Origin of the sequence: Heyndrickxia faecalis, from assembly GCF_040267745.1 — a bacterium.
GTDB classification, from domain to species: Bacteria; Bacillota; Bacilli; order Bacillales; family Bacillaceae_C; genus Weizmannia; species Weizmannia faecalis.
The window spans coordinates 2,530,557-2,546,998 of sequence record NZ_CP158453.1; the positions used below are offsets into that span (position 1 = coordinate 2,530,557).

Genomic DNA, 16,442 nt, shown 5'->3' on the forward strand with positions numbered 1-16,442 from the left:
TCAAGACACTAATTTTAAATTTTTAAGGTAGGTCAGATCCCAAATATGGACACGACCTGGCAGAGCGTGAGGATGCTCATTGGAGGCGGTTTAGTGGAGGGTGCATATTTTTTTGGAGTGATTCATCCTGATTTATTTTTGCTTCTCTGGGGCTGGTGTGTCAAGGGTACGGCAAGCCCTCGCTTCACTCGCCCTTGACACACCAGCCCCAGAGAAGTATCCTCGCCAAAGGATGAGTCACTCAGAGGCCATAAACGGAGGCGGGAGTTTTATAGCCTAAGGACTGATGAGGTCTTTCGTGATTATAAAATTGAATAAAGTTTCCAATTTCTCTCCGGGCTTCTCTAGGAGAATTGTATTCTTTTAAATACACTTCTTCGTATTTAATTGTCCGCCAAAGCCTTTCGGTAATGATGTTATCAAGGGCTCTCTTTTTGCCGTCCATGCTGATTTTAATTTCATTTTGAAGCACGAGATCCGTGTATTTCGGGCTTGTAAAATGGCTGCCTTGATCACTGTTTAGAATCTCTGGCCTGGCAACTGATACTGCTCTTTTTACTGCTTCTAACACAAAATCAATCTCAAGGGTCTGGTCCATTTCCCAGCTCACAACGCAGCGGGAATACCAATCAATGAGCGCCACGAGGTACATCCAGCTTTTTTGAAGGCGAATATAAGTAATGTCAATTCCCCACACATGATTGGGATGGGTAATCGCCAAGTTTCTGAGAAGATACGGGTAGATTCGGTGTTTAAGATTGCGTTTACTCAGGTTTGGCCCGGGCGCAATTCCGGCGATTCCCATTTCCCTCATATGGCGTTGTACAGCTTTCCGGTTAATAGCCTCACCTTTGGCATTTAGCCATTCCGTAATACGCCTTGAGCCAAAAAAAGGATATTTGGTGTAGATCTCATCAATCTGGTGCTTGATCGACACTTCTTCGGGAGAAGGGTCAACAGGCTTGTAATACAAGCTTGAACGGTTTAGGCTCAGCAGCTCAGCTTGAGACGTTATTGGCAGTTCTGCATCATGCCAGTCAATCATTTCAATACGTTCAGCCCTACTCCTTAATGCCAGATTTTTTTTTAAGCCACGACAGCTGCGTGGTTAGGCGGCCGACTTCGGCATAGAGATTTTCAATCGTCTGTTCATATTCAGCTTTCATTTTATCAACTTTTTTGTTGTCTTTTTCAAAGACTTTAGGCATCTGTTCAAGAAAAGCATTTCGCCACTGGCGGATTTGGTTTACATGAATTCCATGAGCAGAAGCAATTTCGCTCATCGTTTTTTCTTCTTTCAGGACCTCTAGCACGACTTGAGTTTTGAATTCTGGCGTATATTGTTTTCTCATAAACCTACTTTAACATCTCCTCATTTCGTGTCTAGTTTTATGGGTCCATTATACCGTTCTTTGATATAGAGAGCCCCAAGAGCAACTCTGACAGAATAAGCCTTTTCGCCTTTGAATTTTTTCTTGAAGGACTTGGCATACTTTTCTTCAGCCTTCCACCAAGGGATTAATTCAGCAAGACGGACCCAGCGATTTTCTTTATTTAATTTTCCACCGAATGGTAGAAAAAAATCTTCTACAAAAGTTAATTGATGTTCGGTCTTTTTGTACATCGTAACGGCCTCCAAGTGCAAGGTTTTTTACACGTTTCCTATAAAATCCTTACACTTTATATTCGACAAAAGTGGCCAAAATCCTTGTCAAATCTGGAATTTTTGTTTATTCAGCAAGCCCTAAATATGCATTCAATTTAAAGAATAGTACAAATTATAGTGGGCTTCTCCCACTACTCCAGTTTCTGGAACGGATGAAGATTGAACAAACTTTCCGGGATTTTGACTGTTTAAAGAAAGACAATGCAAAATACCCTTTAAGCAAAGTATTTTTGTATCTGATTACGGGTTGGATGGCAGATTGTTCCCATATGTTCCATTTCCAATCTTTACAGAAAGATCCTCTGATCACTGCTTTCCTAGGAGGAAAATGCCCGCACTACACGCTTTTAAGCAAAGATTTATTAAGGCTAGAGAATGTTAAAGATGCTGCCATAGAATTTAAAGAACGGGGAATGGACATCATTGAACCCTGGCTGGATTCCGACCTCATTCTGGATTTTGATTCAAGCGTAGAAACAGTCTATGGAAATCAGGAAGGTGCTAAAGTAGGGGCAAATCCTCATAAGCCAGGAAGAAAAAGTTACCATCCCCTTCTTGTATTTGAAGGGAAATCACATTTTTGTTTAAACGGCGTACTAAGGCCGGGTAATGTACACTCCTCTGATCATGTAATCGAATTTGCCGATGAAACCTACCGGTTGCTTTCCTCACAGTACTTTATCCGGTATGCCCGTTTTGATAAGGGTTTTGGTGGAGAAAAGTTTTACAGCCACTGGGAAAAGCACAAAATTGATTATGCCGGCAAACTGAGATGGACTTCGAGACTGAAAAAATTTGTTCAAAGCGATGATTCTCCGTGGACTCGTTATGTTGATGATGAAATGATTGTGATAGAGGGAAAAACAGTCCTTTATCAGGCCACTTCCTGGGAAAAGCCAAGAAGGGTTGCAGTGATCCGGAAAGCCGACAAGTATGAGGAAGACCAACTTCAATTGTTTGATTTTCTTTGGGACTATGAAGCTATTGTGACAACTATGGACTGGGAACCAATGGATATTTGGAGATTCTATAATCAAAGAGCCTGTCTGGAGAACTATATCAAAGAGTCTAAATATGGTTTTTCCATCGACAAGATTCCAACGGATTCCTTTGGTGCCAACCATATGGATCTCCTGATTAAATTACTGGCGTACAATTTATTTGAGATCTTTAAAAAAGAGCATTGTCCGCCAGCATTTAAATCCTATACCATCAGAAGATTCCGGAGAGAAATCATTTATTCAGCCGGAGTTTTGACACATCACAGCCGCAGCGTTTCACTTAACATTTGCGAAACATATGCCCATAAAAGGGCATTCGAGAAAATGATCAAAAGTGTGCGAATGATTGATTGACAAACAGGAACTGAATACTTGAAATTAAAAAGCCCGTAAAAATGGGGAGGGGGAAAGTATGCCTTCAAACAGTCATTGCCCTACGACACTATTCCAATTTTTACATTTTGTTCCAGATTGTCGAATTCTACCTACCAAATCGTTACACTTTCGTAATTTGGGATTATGTCTGTTGCCAAGGAACCTATCTAAAGAGCCATAACATAAAGAAGGGTAAGGTTTAGTCTCAACTTTCATTCTGCGAAAGTTGAGTAAACAATCTATTTTGCAGAAAATAGTTTACCCACTCCAATAATCCGTTCAATTACGACAATAAGAATGACTGTTAATACAATCATGATCGTTGAAATTGATGTAATAATTGGATCATATTGATATTGCATATACGTATAGATTCTCACCGGAAGTGTTACGATATCTGTGCTGACAATAAATAGTGACACGGTCAAATCGTCAAAGGAAGTAATAAAAGCAAAAATACCGCCGGCAATAACACCCGACTTTATGATCGGAAGCGTAATTTGAAAAAAGACATTTATTTTCGATGCGCCCAGAATGTAGGCCGCATCTTCAATGGTTCGATTAAAATTAACCAGGTTGGCTGTTACAAGCCTCACAACAAAAGGAATCGCAAGGATTACATGGCCGATAATCAATGCAACCGGGCTGGCAGCTATACCAATCCATGTATAAAATTGTAATAACGCAATTCCAATTACAATGGAAGGGATCAGCAAAGGAGATTGAATCAACTGTATAATTGCTTCTTTCCCTTTAAACTCGTAACGCACGAGTGCCAAAGCAGCAAGTGTTCCAAACAAAGTGGCAATGAGAGCCGTTCCAAGCGCCACATATATACTTAAGGTTAGAGATTGAATAAATTCAGGATGATCCAATATCGCCCGATACCATTTTAAAGAGAAGCCTTCTGGAGGAAAAGCAATAAAATTTGTTTCAGTAAACGATGATAAAACAATCACGATGATTGGCGTTAAAAGAAATAAGAGAATAACGACCGAGTAGATAGCCAGCAAAATGCTTCCAAGTTTTAATTTCACTGAATGGTCACCCCTTTTTTTGAAAAACTTAATATTCTACTGTAAACAACTAATGTAATAACGGAAATGAATACAAGAATGAAGCCGATAGCTGCTCCGTATGGCCAATTCAGCGTATTTGTAAATTGTTCATAGGTTAAATAAGACATTACTTTCACTTTTGCTCCTCCTAAAATAGATGGCGTTACAAAAGAACTGACCGTTAAACTGAAAACCATCACAGATCCAGCAAAAATGCCCGGCAGACTTAATGGCAACGTTACACCAAAAAACGCCCTCATAGATCCGGCACCAAGAATTTTAGAGGCTCTGATTAAACTGTCATCAATCCTTTCCAACGATCCCATAATGCTCAATACCATATAAGGAAAAACTACATGAACCATTCCCAAAATTACACTAAACTCTGTGTACATAAGAGTGAGCGGCGTACGAGTGATTCCTAAGTTTACAAGCAGGTGATTAATAAAGCCATTATTGCCGAGGAGTATGCCCCAGCCATAACTTCTGATTACCATACTAATCAGCAAGGGAGATAATACGAATAAAATTACAAGGCGTTTTAATTTATCCGGCATTTTTACTAACTGATAAGCAAACGGATAAGCTAGTATTAAACAAATTATTGTTGTAATAAAACCGATTCTCAACGTTCTCCATAATATAAGCAGGTAGGAAGAATCGCTTATGAACTGTGCATAGTTGTGGATGGTCCATTGATTTTCTACTCCTATTGATTGGTTAAATGTCCGGAAACTTGTAATAAATAAAACAATCATCGGTGCAAAAAAGAACAGGAGAAATAAAAACAAAACCGGAAGTAAAAGTACGACAAAACCTAATTTTTTACTGGTTTGTTTCTTCGTTCTTACCAAAGTTGGCTGACTCGGAATTTCTACCGTTAGATTTTGTTTCATTTCTGTCACCCCCGAATATTTAAAAGTTCATCATTTTTCCAGTAAATATACGCTTCACTGCCTTTACCTAAATCCACCGCATCTTTTTCGTTGCTGGGAACATCGGCAATGACTTTTTGCCCCTTAATAAAAAGTGTGTATCTCGTTTTAGAACCAAGAAACATTTTTCTTTCAACCTTTGAAATAAGTGATGGTTGACTCAATGGCTTTTCTTTTGTAATACGAATATTTTCAGGCCGTACAAAAAAAGATATTTCAGTGCCGGTTGCAAATTCATTCGGAATCGCAAATTCTAAGCCATGAATATCCACTGTACAGAAATCTTCCGTTCTCCTCATCACTTTCCCTTTAAACTCGTTCACTTCCCCAATAAATTCAGATACAAAGTCCGTTTTTGGATGGTTATAAATTTCAAACGGAGAACCTATTTGCTCAATTTTACCTTTGTTCATCACAGCAATTCGATCGGAAATAGCCAATGCTTCTTCCTGATCATGGGTCACAAAAATTGTCGTAATGCCAATGCTTTTCTGAATTTGCACAATATCTTCTCTCATTTGTTTACGTAATTTTGCATCCAGATTACTTAGTGGTTCGTCTAAAAGTAACACTTTAGGTTGTATCACAATCGCTCTTGCAATTGACACGCGCTGCTGTTGTCCACCTGACAATTCTTTTGGATATCTTTGTTCAAAACCTATTAATTGCGTCAATTTCAGCGCTTCTTCTACTCTCTTTTTGATCTCCGCTTTTTTTACTTTTCTCAGTTTCAAACCATAGGCAACATTTTCAAAAACAGTCATATGAGGAAAAAGTGCATAGCTCTGAAAAACCATGCCCATATTTCTTTTATTTGGTGGCAAATGTCCTATAGAATTCCCTTCAACCAGAATATCGCCGCTGTCAATTTCCAAAAACCCTGCAATCATGTTTAAGGTTGTCGTTTTGCCGCAGCCTGAGGGTCCTAGGAAAGAAACGAGTTCTCCCTTTTCGAGATCCAACGAAAGTTCCTTTACTACTTCTACATCTTTAAATTTTTTGCTGATCCCATCTAGCTTTAAAAAGCTCATAATTTCTTTTCCATCCCCTTCCTATTTCCGTTACAAATTGAAAACCAGCTAAATCATTAGCAGACGGAGGTTTCAATTATTTTAGATGCCCTCCATCTGCCAGCAGGTAAAAGATTGTTATTTTGCGATCTCGATTTCTTTATTAGCTCTTTCTGTCCATTCAGCACGTTTTTTGTTAATCACATCCCAATTTACCTTTACTAATTTGTTTACATTTTCCTTCCCATAAACAATTTTATTAGTGATATCACCTGTCAGTTTCACTTTTTTATTTACAGGGCCGTCAAATAAAGCTTTGGCAAACTCTTTTTGTACATCTTTACCAATGACATAGTTCACAAATTTTTGTGCCAATTGGCCGTTCGGGGCATTTTTCACTACATTGGCTGTAGTCATAAGGGCAACCGCCCCTTCTTTCGGATATACGAATTTAATAGGGAATCCACTATTCTTTAATGTATAGACACGGCTGCTTCCCCACGCCGAAATGATGGTTTGTCCTTGAAGAAAATAGTTGGAAACATCCGCAGTTTTATCAAAAGTAACAGTATTCTTTGAAATTTCCTTTAGCTTTTTAAATCCCGGTTCAATATTATTTTCATCTCCACCGTTTGCCTTTGCGAGCATCACCAGCATATGGATACCATACGTATTGGTAATGGAAGGCAGCACCAATTTATTTTTAAATGCCGGGTTGGCCAGGTCATTCCATGATTCCACCGGTTTTATGTTATGGCTTTTAAAGTCTTTCTCGCTGTATGCCAGTCCTGTTGCAACAATACCGAAGCTAACACCAATATCTTCTGGTAATCTGGCTATATCATAGGTGTCCTTTAGATTCGTTACAACCTTCTTATCTAATGGGGCTAACAATCCAAATGATCTAGCCTGAGCCTGCGGACCATCATCCATAATCGCAACATCGATTTGCGGATTTGCCTTTTGTGCTTGCAACTTTGATAAAGTATCCACAGAGCTGCCGGTTATATATTTCACTTTAACATTGTATTTTTTTTCAAACTGTGGAATAATCGTTTTCTTTATTTCCTTCTCGTAACTGCCGCCATACGCTGCAACAACAAGTGTCTTTTTAGAAGAGGCGCCAACTGATTTTTCTGCCTTTCCGCATGCAGATACGATCATTGCAAAACAAGCCGCCAATAGAAATAACGATATCTTTCTCATTAATCAGGATCCCCCCATAATCAATAGTTTTAGCTTTTAAACCGGCTGCTTTGAAAAACGACTGATATTGTAATCTTTAATAGAAATAGAAGTAGTATCTTCCATGATCAATTCAGACATTAATGTTCCGATTAACGGAGATAAAGTTACACCGCTATGGGTTACAGCAATGTATAAACCATCAACTTGAGGAACTTTCCCCAAAATTGGAATACCATCTTCCGGAACAACCCTTATCCCCGAAAAACACCTTACTACATTGGCTTTGGCTAAATCAGGGTAGTACTGTATTCCGAATTTGGCGGTTTCCTGAATAATATCGAGTGTGCTTCTCCGATCATAGCCAACCTTTTCCATTGAATAACCAATTAATACAGGGCCGCACTGCATTTGTCTCATCATTCCGCCGATTGTATGATGAATGAATGGTTTTAATGGCTCTGTCACAATGATCTGTCCTCTTACTTTCTCTATTGGAACAGAGATATGAAGAAAAGCTCCGAGCTCCTTTGTCCAGAGCCCCCCAGCCAGCACAAGCTTTTCTGCCGTAAATTTTCCTTTTTGGGTATGCACAACAAACTTTCCAGCTGTCTGATCGATCCCGATGACTTTGTTATAAAATGAAAAGGTAACACCTTGTAACCGATTCGCTTTTATATATTTTTCCAGTAATTTGAAGGGATTCACATTTCCATCCACCGGACTGTATGTAGCCCCTAAAACACGTCGGGAAAAATAGGGTTCCTTTTTTAATACTTCTTCACGGCTCAATAATTCAACCGGAATTCCCGCCTTGCTTTGAGACTGCACCATTTTTTCGGCTTCTTCCATTTCTTCTACTGAAAAAAAGGGTTCGATACCGCCCGTCCGAGCATATTCGATATCGCCAATTTTCCTTTGCAATTCAGGATAGAGTTCTGCACTGCATTTAGTGAAATAGGCATAAGAATCCGGTTTTTTACCGTGTACCCATACCCAAGCTTGTGTTGCTCCGGATGTTCCGGATAATGGAAATCCTTTATCAATGACAAGAACATTTTTCTGTTTCTTTTCTGATAGATGGTACGCAATTCCATTTCCAACAACGCCGGCGCCTATAATGATCACTTCATATTCACGTTGGTTATTCATTTGCATGACCTTCACTTATTGGAATTTTTCCTGATTTTTCCTTTTCTTCACCAAGCAGGGATTCTAAAGGTACCATTCTAAGCGGTAGTCTCATATGGGTATACGGAATTTTTGATAAAGGGATTTGTTTCTGCTCACTTATCATTTTGGAGACCTGATAAAAGCATGCTTTTGCCTGACAAGGCCCCATTCCGCATCTCGTAAATCTCTTTACATCATCAAAAGTCTCGGCTCCCAATGATAGAACGGATTCCAAATCTGAAAGCGTAACATCTTCGCAGGGACAAATAATCGTTTCTTTATTCAATATGCCCGCCTCCTTTTCAAGACATTTGTTTGACTTTTCCATGTTCAAATTGGCTCACGTGCTGAATTCTTGCCTGATAAACGGTTGAATCATAAGCCATTTCAACTTTTTTCAGTTCACTCCACCATTTTTCCCTCTGCTTCGAAACAGCTTCCTTATCCGAATACTTTCCAAGCGCCTCGGCTGCACTTAAGCCTGCGATCAGACCGGTAATAATAATAGCGCTATGCGTTGTGATTCCTGCAGCATTCCCGGCTACATATACATTTGGCGCACTTGTATGAAAACAAGCATCATAGGCAGGAACCCAATTACCTAAACCCGAATTAAATTGAAGCTGGAAGCCTAAAACAAAATTAGACTCAACAATTGGGGAAAGCCCCCCATCTATACAGATAAGCTCTGTACTTATGGATAATTCCTTTCCATGCCTGGTCTGAAATTGAATTCTTTCCACTTCTTCTTTTCCTTCCACCCTGATCTGGGACACACCGTTAAAGAGAGGGATATTTAAATCCTTCAGGCGTTGTAACTCTAATGCAGGACAGTCGAATGTATCTCTTTCTTCTATTATTCCCGCAACAGTTATGCCTGCCTGCTGCATCTCATTTGAAATTTCACAGGTTCGGCTGCTTGATCCAACAATTACGACTGTTCTGCCCGGAATAACCTTTTCCCGATTGATTAAGATCTGCATCGCACCAATTGAAAATGACCCAGGTAAAGTCCAACCAGGAAACAAAATAGGTTCTTCCGCTGCCCCAGTTGCAACAATGATAGATTTTGCATTGATTTTCCGTGTTTCTCTGCCATTATTTACCCCTACTGTCCCGTCTGCCTCCACGCCAATAAAGCTATATCCTGTTAAAGATTTGACATCATAAGGCTCAATAAGACGAACCATTTCATCCGCCAGTTCAAAGCCCTTTAATTGCCGTTTTGAAAAAATGCCCGGTAAGTTTTGAATCACTTGTATCTGCTGATTTAACTGTCCTCCAAGCATTTGATTTTCATCTATAATGATTACGGATAACCCTGCTTTTCCGGCTTCCCAAGCAGCCGCTAAGCCTGATGGCCCCCCTCCAATGACGAGTACATCACAATCCATTGTCATCATCCCTTACATCAAAATATCCTTTTGCAATTTCAACCTTCATATTTTCCTGGACAGGGGCCATGCATGCTCTGACATGTGAGCAGCCATCAATATTCACTGTACAGCTGTAACACCTCCCAGTTAAACAGTACGCTCCTCTTGGCTCCCCGAACTTTTTGCTCAAAGCGATTTTTTTGATACCATTGTTTAACAATGCAGCGGCAACTGATTGACCTTTCCGGGCTGTAAACTTCTTGCCTTCAAAAGAAAACGCTACTTCTTCTTGGGTTTCTTGAGGGCTGCTCGATTGGTTCAACTGTTTCATCAAATCTTCTCCCTTAAAAAATATAAAGTTATAATATTATAATTTCCTATAAAAGTTCCTTGCTCATTTAAAGAAAACAACTTTTTCATCATCTCCCTCTAGAATATTGAAAGTACATTTTTAAAAGTTATAACTTTATAACAATTAAAGAGATATATCTAAGTAATAACTGGCATTTTCCTGTTTCATTATAAATTTTGAGTACTCAATGATTTCTTCTTTTTCCGTGTATGTGTATCTTTCCAGAATAAATAAGGGCACTTCTTTATCTATTTGTAAAATTTCTGCCACCTCATCATCTGGCAATTCACTTGAAAAATAGATTCTGGCGCGGTTTAATTGGATACCATATTCATCTTTCAGTACGTGGAAAATCAAATTGTTTTCCGTCTTCTTTACGTCGAATTCCGGGCAGAGGTGATAATAAATATATGAGTATTCAATCGCCACAGGGTGTTCTTCTTCCATTTTTAATCTGGAAAATTTATAAACCAACGTTTCAGGACGAATCTTCATTTTTTGAGCGACTGAATTGCCCGCTGCTTCCAACACGGAATATAAAAGAAAATGAGGATGATCCTGCCTGTTGTTCTTACTTTCAAAAGCAATTAGGTTGTATAAATCTTTCTCATTTTTTTCTGCTGTTACAAATGTGCCTTTTCCTCTCTTCCTATAGAGAAGACCTTTATTTACTAATTCTAAAACTGCCCTTTTAACCGTGATCGTACTGACATTAAATTGTTTCGCCAGCTCTCTTTCACTAGGCAATTGAAAATTTTTCTCCCATTCCCCCTTCCTTATTTTTTCCTCCAAAACGGTTTGCACTTGCATGTATAGTGGCGCAGAAACTTCATTATTCATCGCACTCCCCTTTTTCACTATATTTACCTTTAAAACTATTATAAATCAAGAAAAAACTGATTACATCAAAATTGTGAATTTTTCTAACCATTTTTTTTAACTACGATTGATTGGCATATCCTTAAGCGAATACAACCTTGAATCCCTAATGAAGGGAATACAGGAGTTCACACGAGGGGACAAATCTTGGGCGGTGACAGTTAAATTGCTCCCCAGCAAACATATTATCATACAATTCAATAACCTTATACGACTTTATTCCTACTTTTGCAATGCATTTTAAATGAACCTGGACGATCCGCTATAGCTGACCCAAAAAATTGTGGATCCTGATTTCACCGTAACCTTGAATTCCGCTTCTGTAGTGCCTGTTACACTCGTATCAGTATCTGATATGCATCTGTTCCTCTTCATTTTGGAGGGGATTTTTTTGCTTTTTTAGGACTTTCGTTTTATTTTTAAGAAAATTAGATAGTTTATCGCATATTCCGCACGTAAATTTTTCCATTTTATGATTTTTTTAAAGGAATTTTCCCCTTCTTTGTAGAATTGAATGATTATCTAAACTAGGGGAAGACGAGGGAATTTTTATGTCAGATCAAATTTTAACCTTACATGTGGGGCCGTCTCAACTTTTATCTAAACTGTGTGATGAAATAGAACTCGAAAAGACCATTAATGATTTAGTTAAATGGGATTCTGTCCGTTGTCATATCTCACCTGGAACAAGGATTAAAGCCCTTGTCTTAAACATTTTATGCAGCGGCAAGCCCCTTTATAAGGTTCATGAATTCTATCAAAACCTAGATTCTGAGATGCTTTTCGATACATCGATTTCACCCGATCAATTAAATGATGATGCATTAGGAAGAGCATTAGATTACTTGTATAAAGCCGAAGCATGGAAAGTATATTCCACCCTTGCATTAAAAGCATTAAAAAAATTGAATCTTCCTATTGGTGTACTCCATAACGATACAACATCAATTTCTGTTTACGGTGAATATAAACAACCGAAGGAAGATGGACTGCAAATTACGTACGGGTATAGTAAGGCCCATAGGCCTGACTTAAAACAAATCGTTCTGGGGATGGGGGTCACACCTGAACGAATTCCTATTCTTGCAAAAGTAGAAAATGGGAATACTTCGGATAAATCTTGGAATGTGGAATTCATTCAAAAGATGAGAAAAATCCTTTCCCATGAAGATTGGAAAAATCTCATTTATCAAGCCGATTCTGCATTAATCACAACGGAAAATCTAGCGGAAATTCAACAACAAAATTTATCGTTTATTTCCCGTTTACCTGATACATTCGGTTTAAGCACAGAACTAAAGAAAGAGGCATGGTTGCTCAATAACTGGGAAAGGGTAGGCTCACTTAGCAATAAAAAAGACGCAGCTATTTACCAAATTCAAGCTTTTGAAAGACAAATTCAAAACCTTCCTTACCGGTTTCTTGTTGTCCACTCAAACAATTTAGATCAACGAAAAGAGAAAACCCTAAATCGGGCGATCGAAAAGGAAGAAATAAAATTAAAAAAAGAGATAGAAAAACTAAGTAAAGTTATCTTTCATTGTAAAGAGGACGCACTAGAAGCAATTCAATCTTTTAAGAAAAAACAAAAGGCTTCATATTTCTGTTATAAACTAAACGTCCAGATGAGTGATCAACCTATCAAACGAAAAAAGAGAGGAAGACCTAAAAAGGACGAACAGACAAAACGAGAACAAATCTATCAGATACAACTGGAATCGTTTGAAAAAGATCATGATTTTATCGAAAATAAGAAAAGAATGCTCAGCACTTTTGTTTTAATCACAAATAAATTAGACGAGGAGACACTATCCAATCAAGAAGTTTTGAGGGTTTATAAAGGACAGTCGGCCGTTGAGACCCGTTTCCGATTAATCAAAGATTCACAAATGATTGATGCCATTTACTTGAAAACCCCGGAAAGGGTTGAGGCCTTAGGGATTGTGTATGTGATGGCTTTATTAATCAAAGAACTGAAAGAAAAGAACCTATCTCTAATCTTGAAAGGAAAAAGGAAACTCTATCAACCCACAGGTCAAGCATTGTTAGAGCAATTAGAAGATATCACCGTGATCCTTATAAATCAAAATCGACAAAAATTAAGGCTCTTACCCGATAATATTGATTCACAAGCCAAAAAAATCATTGAATTATGCGGGTATGATCTATCAATATACGTGTCAAAAAATGTCGAAAACAAAGGCGAATAACACACAACAGGAGGAATTCATGAAAAGAATGTCGAATTCAATAGAACTTTATCGAAAATTCCTCAAAAATAAGAAGATATCATCCCACCAAACCATTTAAATATAGTTCATTCAAAAATTAGAATGAATTTTATTTAAGACATGCGAAATGTGGGTTTATCTTAAAAACTCCTTAAAAAGTGGCGATAATTATACTAGACTGGTACTACAAAGTTTTGGAGATTTTGGTATAGTGAGCCAAAAGTTATAGTTCAATAGTCTGGTTATAATGAAATGAATTTTTCTTTTTGATAAGTATCAAGAATTTCCAAAGCTTTAAAATTTTGATTTTAAAAGGAGATTGAAATGAAAAAAGGTTTAGTCATACCTCTATGTTTAGCAGTATTATCCACTCCGGCTTTTGATAAAGCTGTACAGGCTGCTTCACCGAAAGGAAACAACATACATAATTCAAATGTACAAGCAGTCAAAGCAGAAACAAAGTATGTAAATGTTGATGCAAATTCAAGCTTGTTATTAAGAACAAAGCCTTCAACAAGTGCTACAAAATTAGACGGTTTAAAAAAAGGAACAGCTGTATTGGTATACGCTGTATCTGATGGTTGGGCAAAAGTAAAAGCAGGGACAAAAACGGGCTATGTTAGTGCTAAATATTTAAGCAGTACAAAACCTGGTCGCACTGCAAAAACAACGAGCACAACCAAAACAACGACGAAATATGTAAATGTGGACAAAGGCTCCCATCTATTATTACGTTCTAAAGCCTCTACAAGTGGCAGCAGATTAGCCAGTCTACCAAGAGGAGAAAAAGTAACGGTTTACTCAACATCAGGATCTTGGGCAAAAGTGAAAGCCGGGAATAAAACCGGTTATGTGCATGCATCTTATTTGGTAAACAAAGCACCTGACAGCAGCGTAGCAAAGGCTTCATCATTATCCATAACAACAACGAAATATGTAAATGTGGACAAAGGCTCCCATCTATTATTACGTTCAAAAGCCTCCACAAGTGGCAGCCTATTAGCAAGTTTGCCCAGAGGAGAAAAAGTAACGGTTTACTCAACATCAGGATCTTGGGCAAAAGTGAAAGCCGGGAATAAAACCGGTTATGTGCATGCATCTTATTTGGTAAACAAAGACCCTGACAGCAGTACAAAGGCTTCATCATCACCCAAAACAACGACGAAATATGTAAATGTGGACAAAGGCTCCCATCTGTTATTACGTTCAAAGGCCTCTATAAGTGGCAGCAGATTAGCAAGCTTACCAAGAGGAGAAAAAGTAACGGTTTACTCAACATCAGGATCTTGGGCAAAAGTGAAAGCCGGGAATAAAACCGGTTATGTGCATGCATCTTATTTGGTAAACAAAGCACCCGATAGCAGCGCAGCAAAGGCTTCACCATCATCTAAAACAACGACGAAATATGTAAATGTGGACAAAGGCTCCCATCTATTATTACGTTCAAAAGCCTCTACAAGCGGCAGCAGATTAGCCAGTCTACCAAGAGGAGAAAAAGTAACGGTTTACTCATCCTCAGGCCCATGGGTAAAAGTGAAAGCAGGTAGCAAAACCGGTTATGTACTTGCATCTTATCTAGCAAGTGCAGATCCTGATGCAAGTACAGAAAAGGAATCAACATCAAACAACCATAATAGTTCCGATAAAACACCAGTTTCTACGGTAACAAAATACACGACAGCTAATTTAAATTTGCGTAAAGGTGCTTCTACCTCAACAGGAGTAATTGAAGTCCTTGATAAAGGAACAGCTGTGAAGGTCTATTCAGAAAATGATGGTTGGGCAAAGGTGGAAATAGGCGGAAAAACCGGTTACGTTAGTACAAAATATTTAACATCCACTGCAAAAAAACCCAATGGTAAGATTACAACAATTCATCATCCATATGATCTTTCATTAGATGAATTTGCAAATATTGAAATGAAAGTTTCACCACAAACAGATACAAATAAACGATATATCAGAAGTGATGCCATTAAGCTAACCAGTAAAACAACAGGCGTTGTCCAACATGGAAGTTGGAATGTCAGAGATGGTGCTGGTACGAAAAATCATGAAGTTGGTGAAACACTTAAAGAAGGTACAAAGGTAACCATCTTATCCACCGTAAAAGGTGATGAAGGCTATCCATGGTATCAAATTAGCTACAATAAAGCATGGAAAAAAGCAACCAATAATGAAGTGAAATATTATTTAAATCCCGCTAACTTTATTTCAGATCCAGTTCGCTCCCTTCAGTTTTTAAAATTAACAACGACTGCCAATCTAAGTGCAGCAGAAGTGAACCAAAAGATTCTTGCAGGTAAAGGCATTTTATCTGGAAAAGCCTCTACATTTTTAACAGCTGCAAAACAAAATGGGGTAAATGAAATTTATTTGATTGCACATGCCTTACTTGAAACAGGTAATGGAACATCCCAGCTTGCAAATGGTGTTCAATATAATGGTAAAACTGTTTATAATATGTATGGTATTGGTGCGAATGATGGCAATCCCATACAAAACGGGGCAGCGTATGCCTATCATCAAAGTTGGACGACTCCGGAAGCTGCCATCATTGGTGGAGCTAAATTTATCAACAGCAATTACCTTGGCGTTGGACAAGATACATTGTATAAAATGAGATGGAATCCGGATAGCGCCGCAACAAATGGTTATGCTTCTCATCAATATGCAACAGACATTGGCTGGGCTTACAAACAAGTGAATGAAATCTATAATTTATACAATCTATTAGACCATTACGGTATGACATTGGAAGTTCCAAGTTATAGGTAATTTACCTGGAAATTCAAAAGTTCATAGATAATCATACAAACGAGCATATGATCCCGGAAGCGTACCTGAATTAGTTTGAAAAAAGGTTCCCGGAATCATGTGCTCGTTTATATCAAAATTTAAAATTGGATGCAAATATTTACATAACGCTTCATTTCCTTATTATTTTGCCGTATAACCGCCATCAACCAGTAAAGAAATGCCGGATAAATAGAATTTGTCGTTGGAATATTATGATCCATTCCATGGATTCCAACGACATATTAAAAACCAAAATTACTTTTAAAGAATATATATCTTTGAAGGATAGAATGATGCTGCCCAATCGGTAGAGATTTGAAAGGAATTAATGATCAGGAGGCCAAAGTATTATTTAAGAGAGTCAATTTAAAATCTTAAATCAAAAGTTTCAATCCGGTAAAA

13 protein-coding genes and 1 pseudogene are annotated in these 16,442 nt (G+C 38.1%); 3 read left to right on the forward strand and 11 right to left on the reverse strand.

Annotation, left to right across the window (positions count from 1 at the left end; all coding sequences use genetic code 11):
• Positions 1–241 precede the first annotated feature (241 nt).
• Together ABR335_RS12345 and ABR335_RS12350 are read right to left on the reverse strand one after the other, a co-directional pair.
• Positions 242–1,352 (reverse strand): IS3 family transposase gene (locus ABR335_RS12345; protein WP_204166579.1). Its coding sequence is split into 2 segments (ribosomal slippage): positions 242–1,088 and positions 1,087–1,352, totalling 1,113 coding nucleotides; the frame shifts between segments, so codons are not numbered across the junction.
• 53 nt (positions 1,353–1,405) lie between these two features.
• A pseudogene (locus tag ABR335_RS12350) lies at positions 1,406–1,624 on the reverse strand (IS5/IS1182 family transposase); the annotation flags it as partial.
• Positions 1,625–1,722: 98 nt separating this feature from the next.
• On the opposite strand from ABR335_RS12350, the gene ABR335_RS12355 reads away from it, so the two are divergent.
• Complete coding sequence (locus ABR335_RS12355) at positions 1,723–3,021, forward strand: IS1380 family transposase (protein ID WP_081092965.1); 1,299 nt, start codon at positions 1,723–1,725, stop codon at positions 3,019–3,021.
• Between the two features lie 260 nt (positions 3,022–3,281).
• Here ABR335_RS12355 and ABR335_RS12360 read toward each other — a convergent pair whose 3' ends face one another.
• The 9 genes from ABR335_RS12360 to ABR335_RS12400 all read right to left on the reverse strand — a co-directional run bounded on the left by ABR335_RS12360 (position 3,282) and on the right by ABR335_RS12400 (position 10,971).
• Entirely contained in the window at positions 3,282–4,079 is a 798-nt protein-coding gene (locus tag ABR335_RS12360; protein WP_061086886.1) for an ABC transporter permease, read from the reverse strand.
• Positions 4,076–4,996, reverse strand: coding sequence for an ABC transporter permease (locus ABR335_RS12365; protein ID WP_061086887.1), 921 nt, complete (start codon positions 4,994–4,996; stop codon positions 4,076–4,078). The genes ABR335_RS12360 and ABR335_RS12365 overlap by 4 nt, the downstream gene beginning before the upstream one ends.
• A gap of 5 nt (positions 4,997–5,001) precedes the next feature.
• Complete coding sequence (locus ABR335_RS12370; protein WP_061086888.1) at positions 5,002–6,066, reverse strand: ABC transporter ATP-binding protein; 1,065 nt, start codon at positions 6,064–6,066, stop codon at positions 5,002–5,004.
• Positions 6,067–6,183: 117 nt separating this feature from the next.
• Positions 6,184–7,251 (reverse strand): ABC transporter substrate-binding protein, encoded by a 1,068-nt coding sequence (locus ABR335_RS12375; RefSeq protein ID WP_110133879.1) that lies wholly within the window; start codon positions 7,249–7,251, stop codon positions 6,184–6,186.
• A gap of 36 nt (positions 7,252–7,287) precedes the next feature.
• Positions 7,288–8,382 (reverse strand): NAD(P)/FAD-dependent oxidoreductase, encoded by a 1,095-nt coding sequence (locus ABR335_RS12380; RefSeq protein ID WP_061086890.1) that lies wholly within the window; start codon positions 8,380–8,382, stop codon positions 7,288–7,290.
• Positions 8,375–8,689 carry a (2Fe-2S)-binding protein gene (locus ABR335_RS12385; RefSeq protein ID WP_061086891.1) on the reverse strand — a complete coding sequence of 105 codons (315 nt, stop codon included), beginning with the start codon at positions 8,687–8,689 and terminating at the stop codon, positions 8,375–8,377. Before ABR335_RS12385 ends, ABR335_RS12380 begins: the two co-directional genes overlap by 8 nt.
• Positions 8,690–8,705: 16 nt before the next feature.
• A complete protein-coding gene (locus ABR335_RS12390) occupies positions 8,706–9,797 on the reverse strand; it encodes an NAD(P)/FAD-dependent oxidoreductase (RefSeq protein WP_110133878.1) in 1,092 nt (363 codons plus the stop codon).
• Complete coding sequence (locus tag ABR335_RS12395) at positions 9,787–10,110, reverse strand: (2Fe-2S)-binding protein (RefSeq protein WP_061086892.1); 324 nt, start codon at positions 10,108–10,110, stop codon at positions 9,787–9,789. Before ABR335_RS12395 ends, ABR335_RS12390 begins: the two co-directional genes overlap by 11 nt.
• A gap of 144 nt (positions 10,111–10,254) precedes the next feature.
• Entirely contained in the window at positions 10,255–10,971 is a 717-nt protein-coding gene (locus ABR335_RS12400; RefSeq protein ID WP_061086893.1) for a GntR family transcriptional regulator, read from the reverse strand.
• A gap of 590 nt (positions 10,972–11,561) precedes the next feature.
• Here ABR335_RS12400 and ABR335_RS12405 point away from each other — a divergent pair.
• Entirely contained in the window at positions 11,562–13,220 is a 1,659-nt protein-coding gene (locus tag ABR335_RS12405; protein WP_110133880.1) for an IS1634 family transposase, read from the forward strand.
• Between the two features lie 345 nt (positions 13,221–13,565).
• Positions 13,566–16,019 (forward strand): SH3 domain-containing protein, encoded by a 2,454-nt coding sequence (locus ABR335_RS12410; protein WP_350346190.1) that lies wholly within the window; start codon positions 13,566–13,568, stop codon positions 16,017–16,019.
• The last annotated feature ends 423 nt before the right edge of the window (positions 16,020–16,442 follow it).

Bases quoted from the DNA above. Each gene is read 5' to 3' on its own strand.
- ABR335_RS12365 (WP_061086887.1), bottom strand. From the start codon at position 4,996: ATGAAACAAAATCTAACGGTAGAAATTCCGAGTCAGCCAACTTTGGTA.
- ABR335_RS12370 (WP_061086888.1), bottom strand. From the start codon at position 6,066: ATGAGCTTTTTAAAGCTAGATGGGATCAGCAAAAAATTTAAAGATGTA.
- ABR335_RS12375 (WP_110133879.1), bottom strand. From the start codon at position 7,251: ATGAGAAAGATATCGTTATTTCTATTGGCGGCTTGTTTTGCAATGATC.
- ABR335_RS12380 (WP_061086890.1), bottom strand. From the start codon at position 8,382: ATGAATAACCAACGTGAATATGAAGTGATCATTATAGGCGCCGGCGTT.
- ABR335_RS12390 (WP_110133878.1), bottom strand. From the start codon at position 9,797: ATGGATTGTGATGTACTCGTCATTGGAGGGGGGCCATCAGGCTTAGCG.
- ABR335_RS12395 (WP_061086892.1), bottom strand. From the start codon at position 10,110: ATGAAACAGTTGAACCAATCGAGCAGCCCTCAAGAAACCCAAGAAGAA.
- ABR335_RS12400 (WP_061086893.1), bottom strand. From the start codon at position 10,971: ATGAATAATGAAGTTTCTGCGCCACTATACATGCAAGTGCAAACCGTT.
- ABR335_RS12405 (WP_110133880.1), top strand. From the start codon at position 11,562: ATGTCAGATCAAATTTTAACCTTACATGTGGGGCCGTCTCAACTTTTA.
- ABR335_RS12410 (WP_350346190.1), top strand. From the start codon at position 13,566: ATGAAAAAAGGTTTAGTCATACCTCTATGTTTAGCAGTATTATCCACT.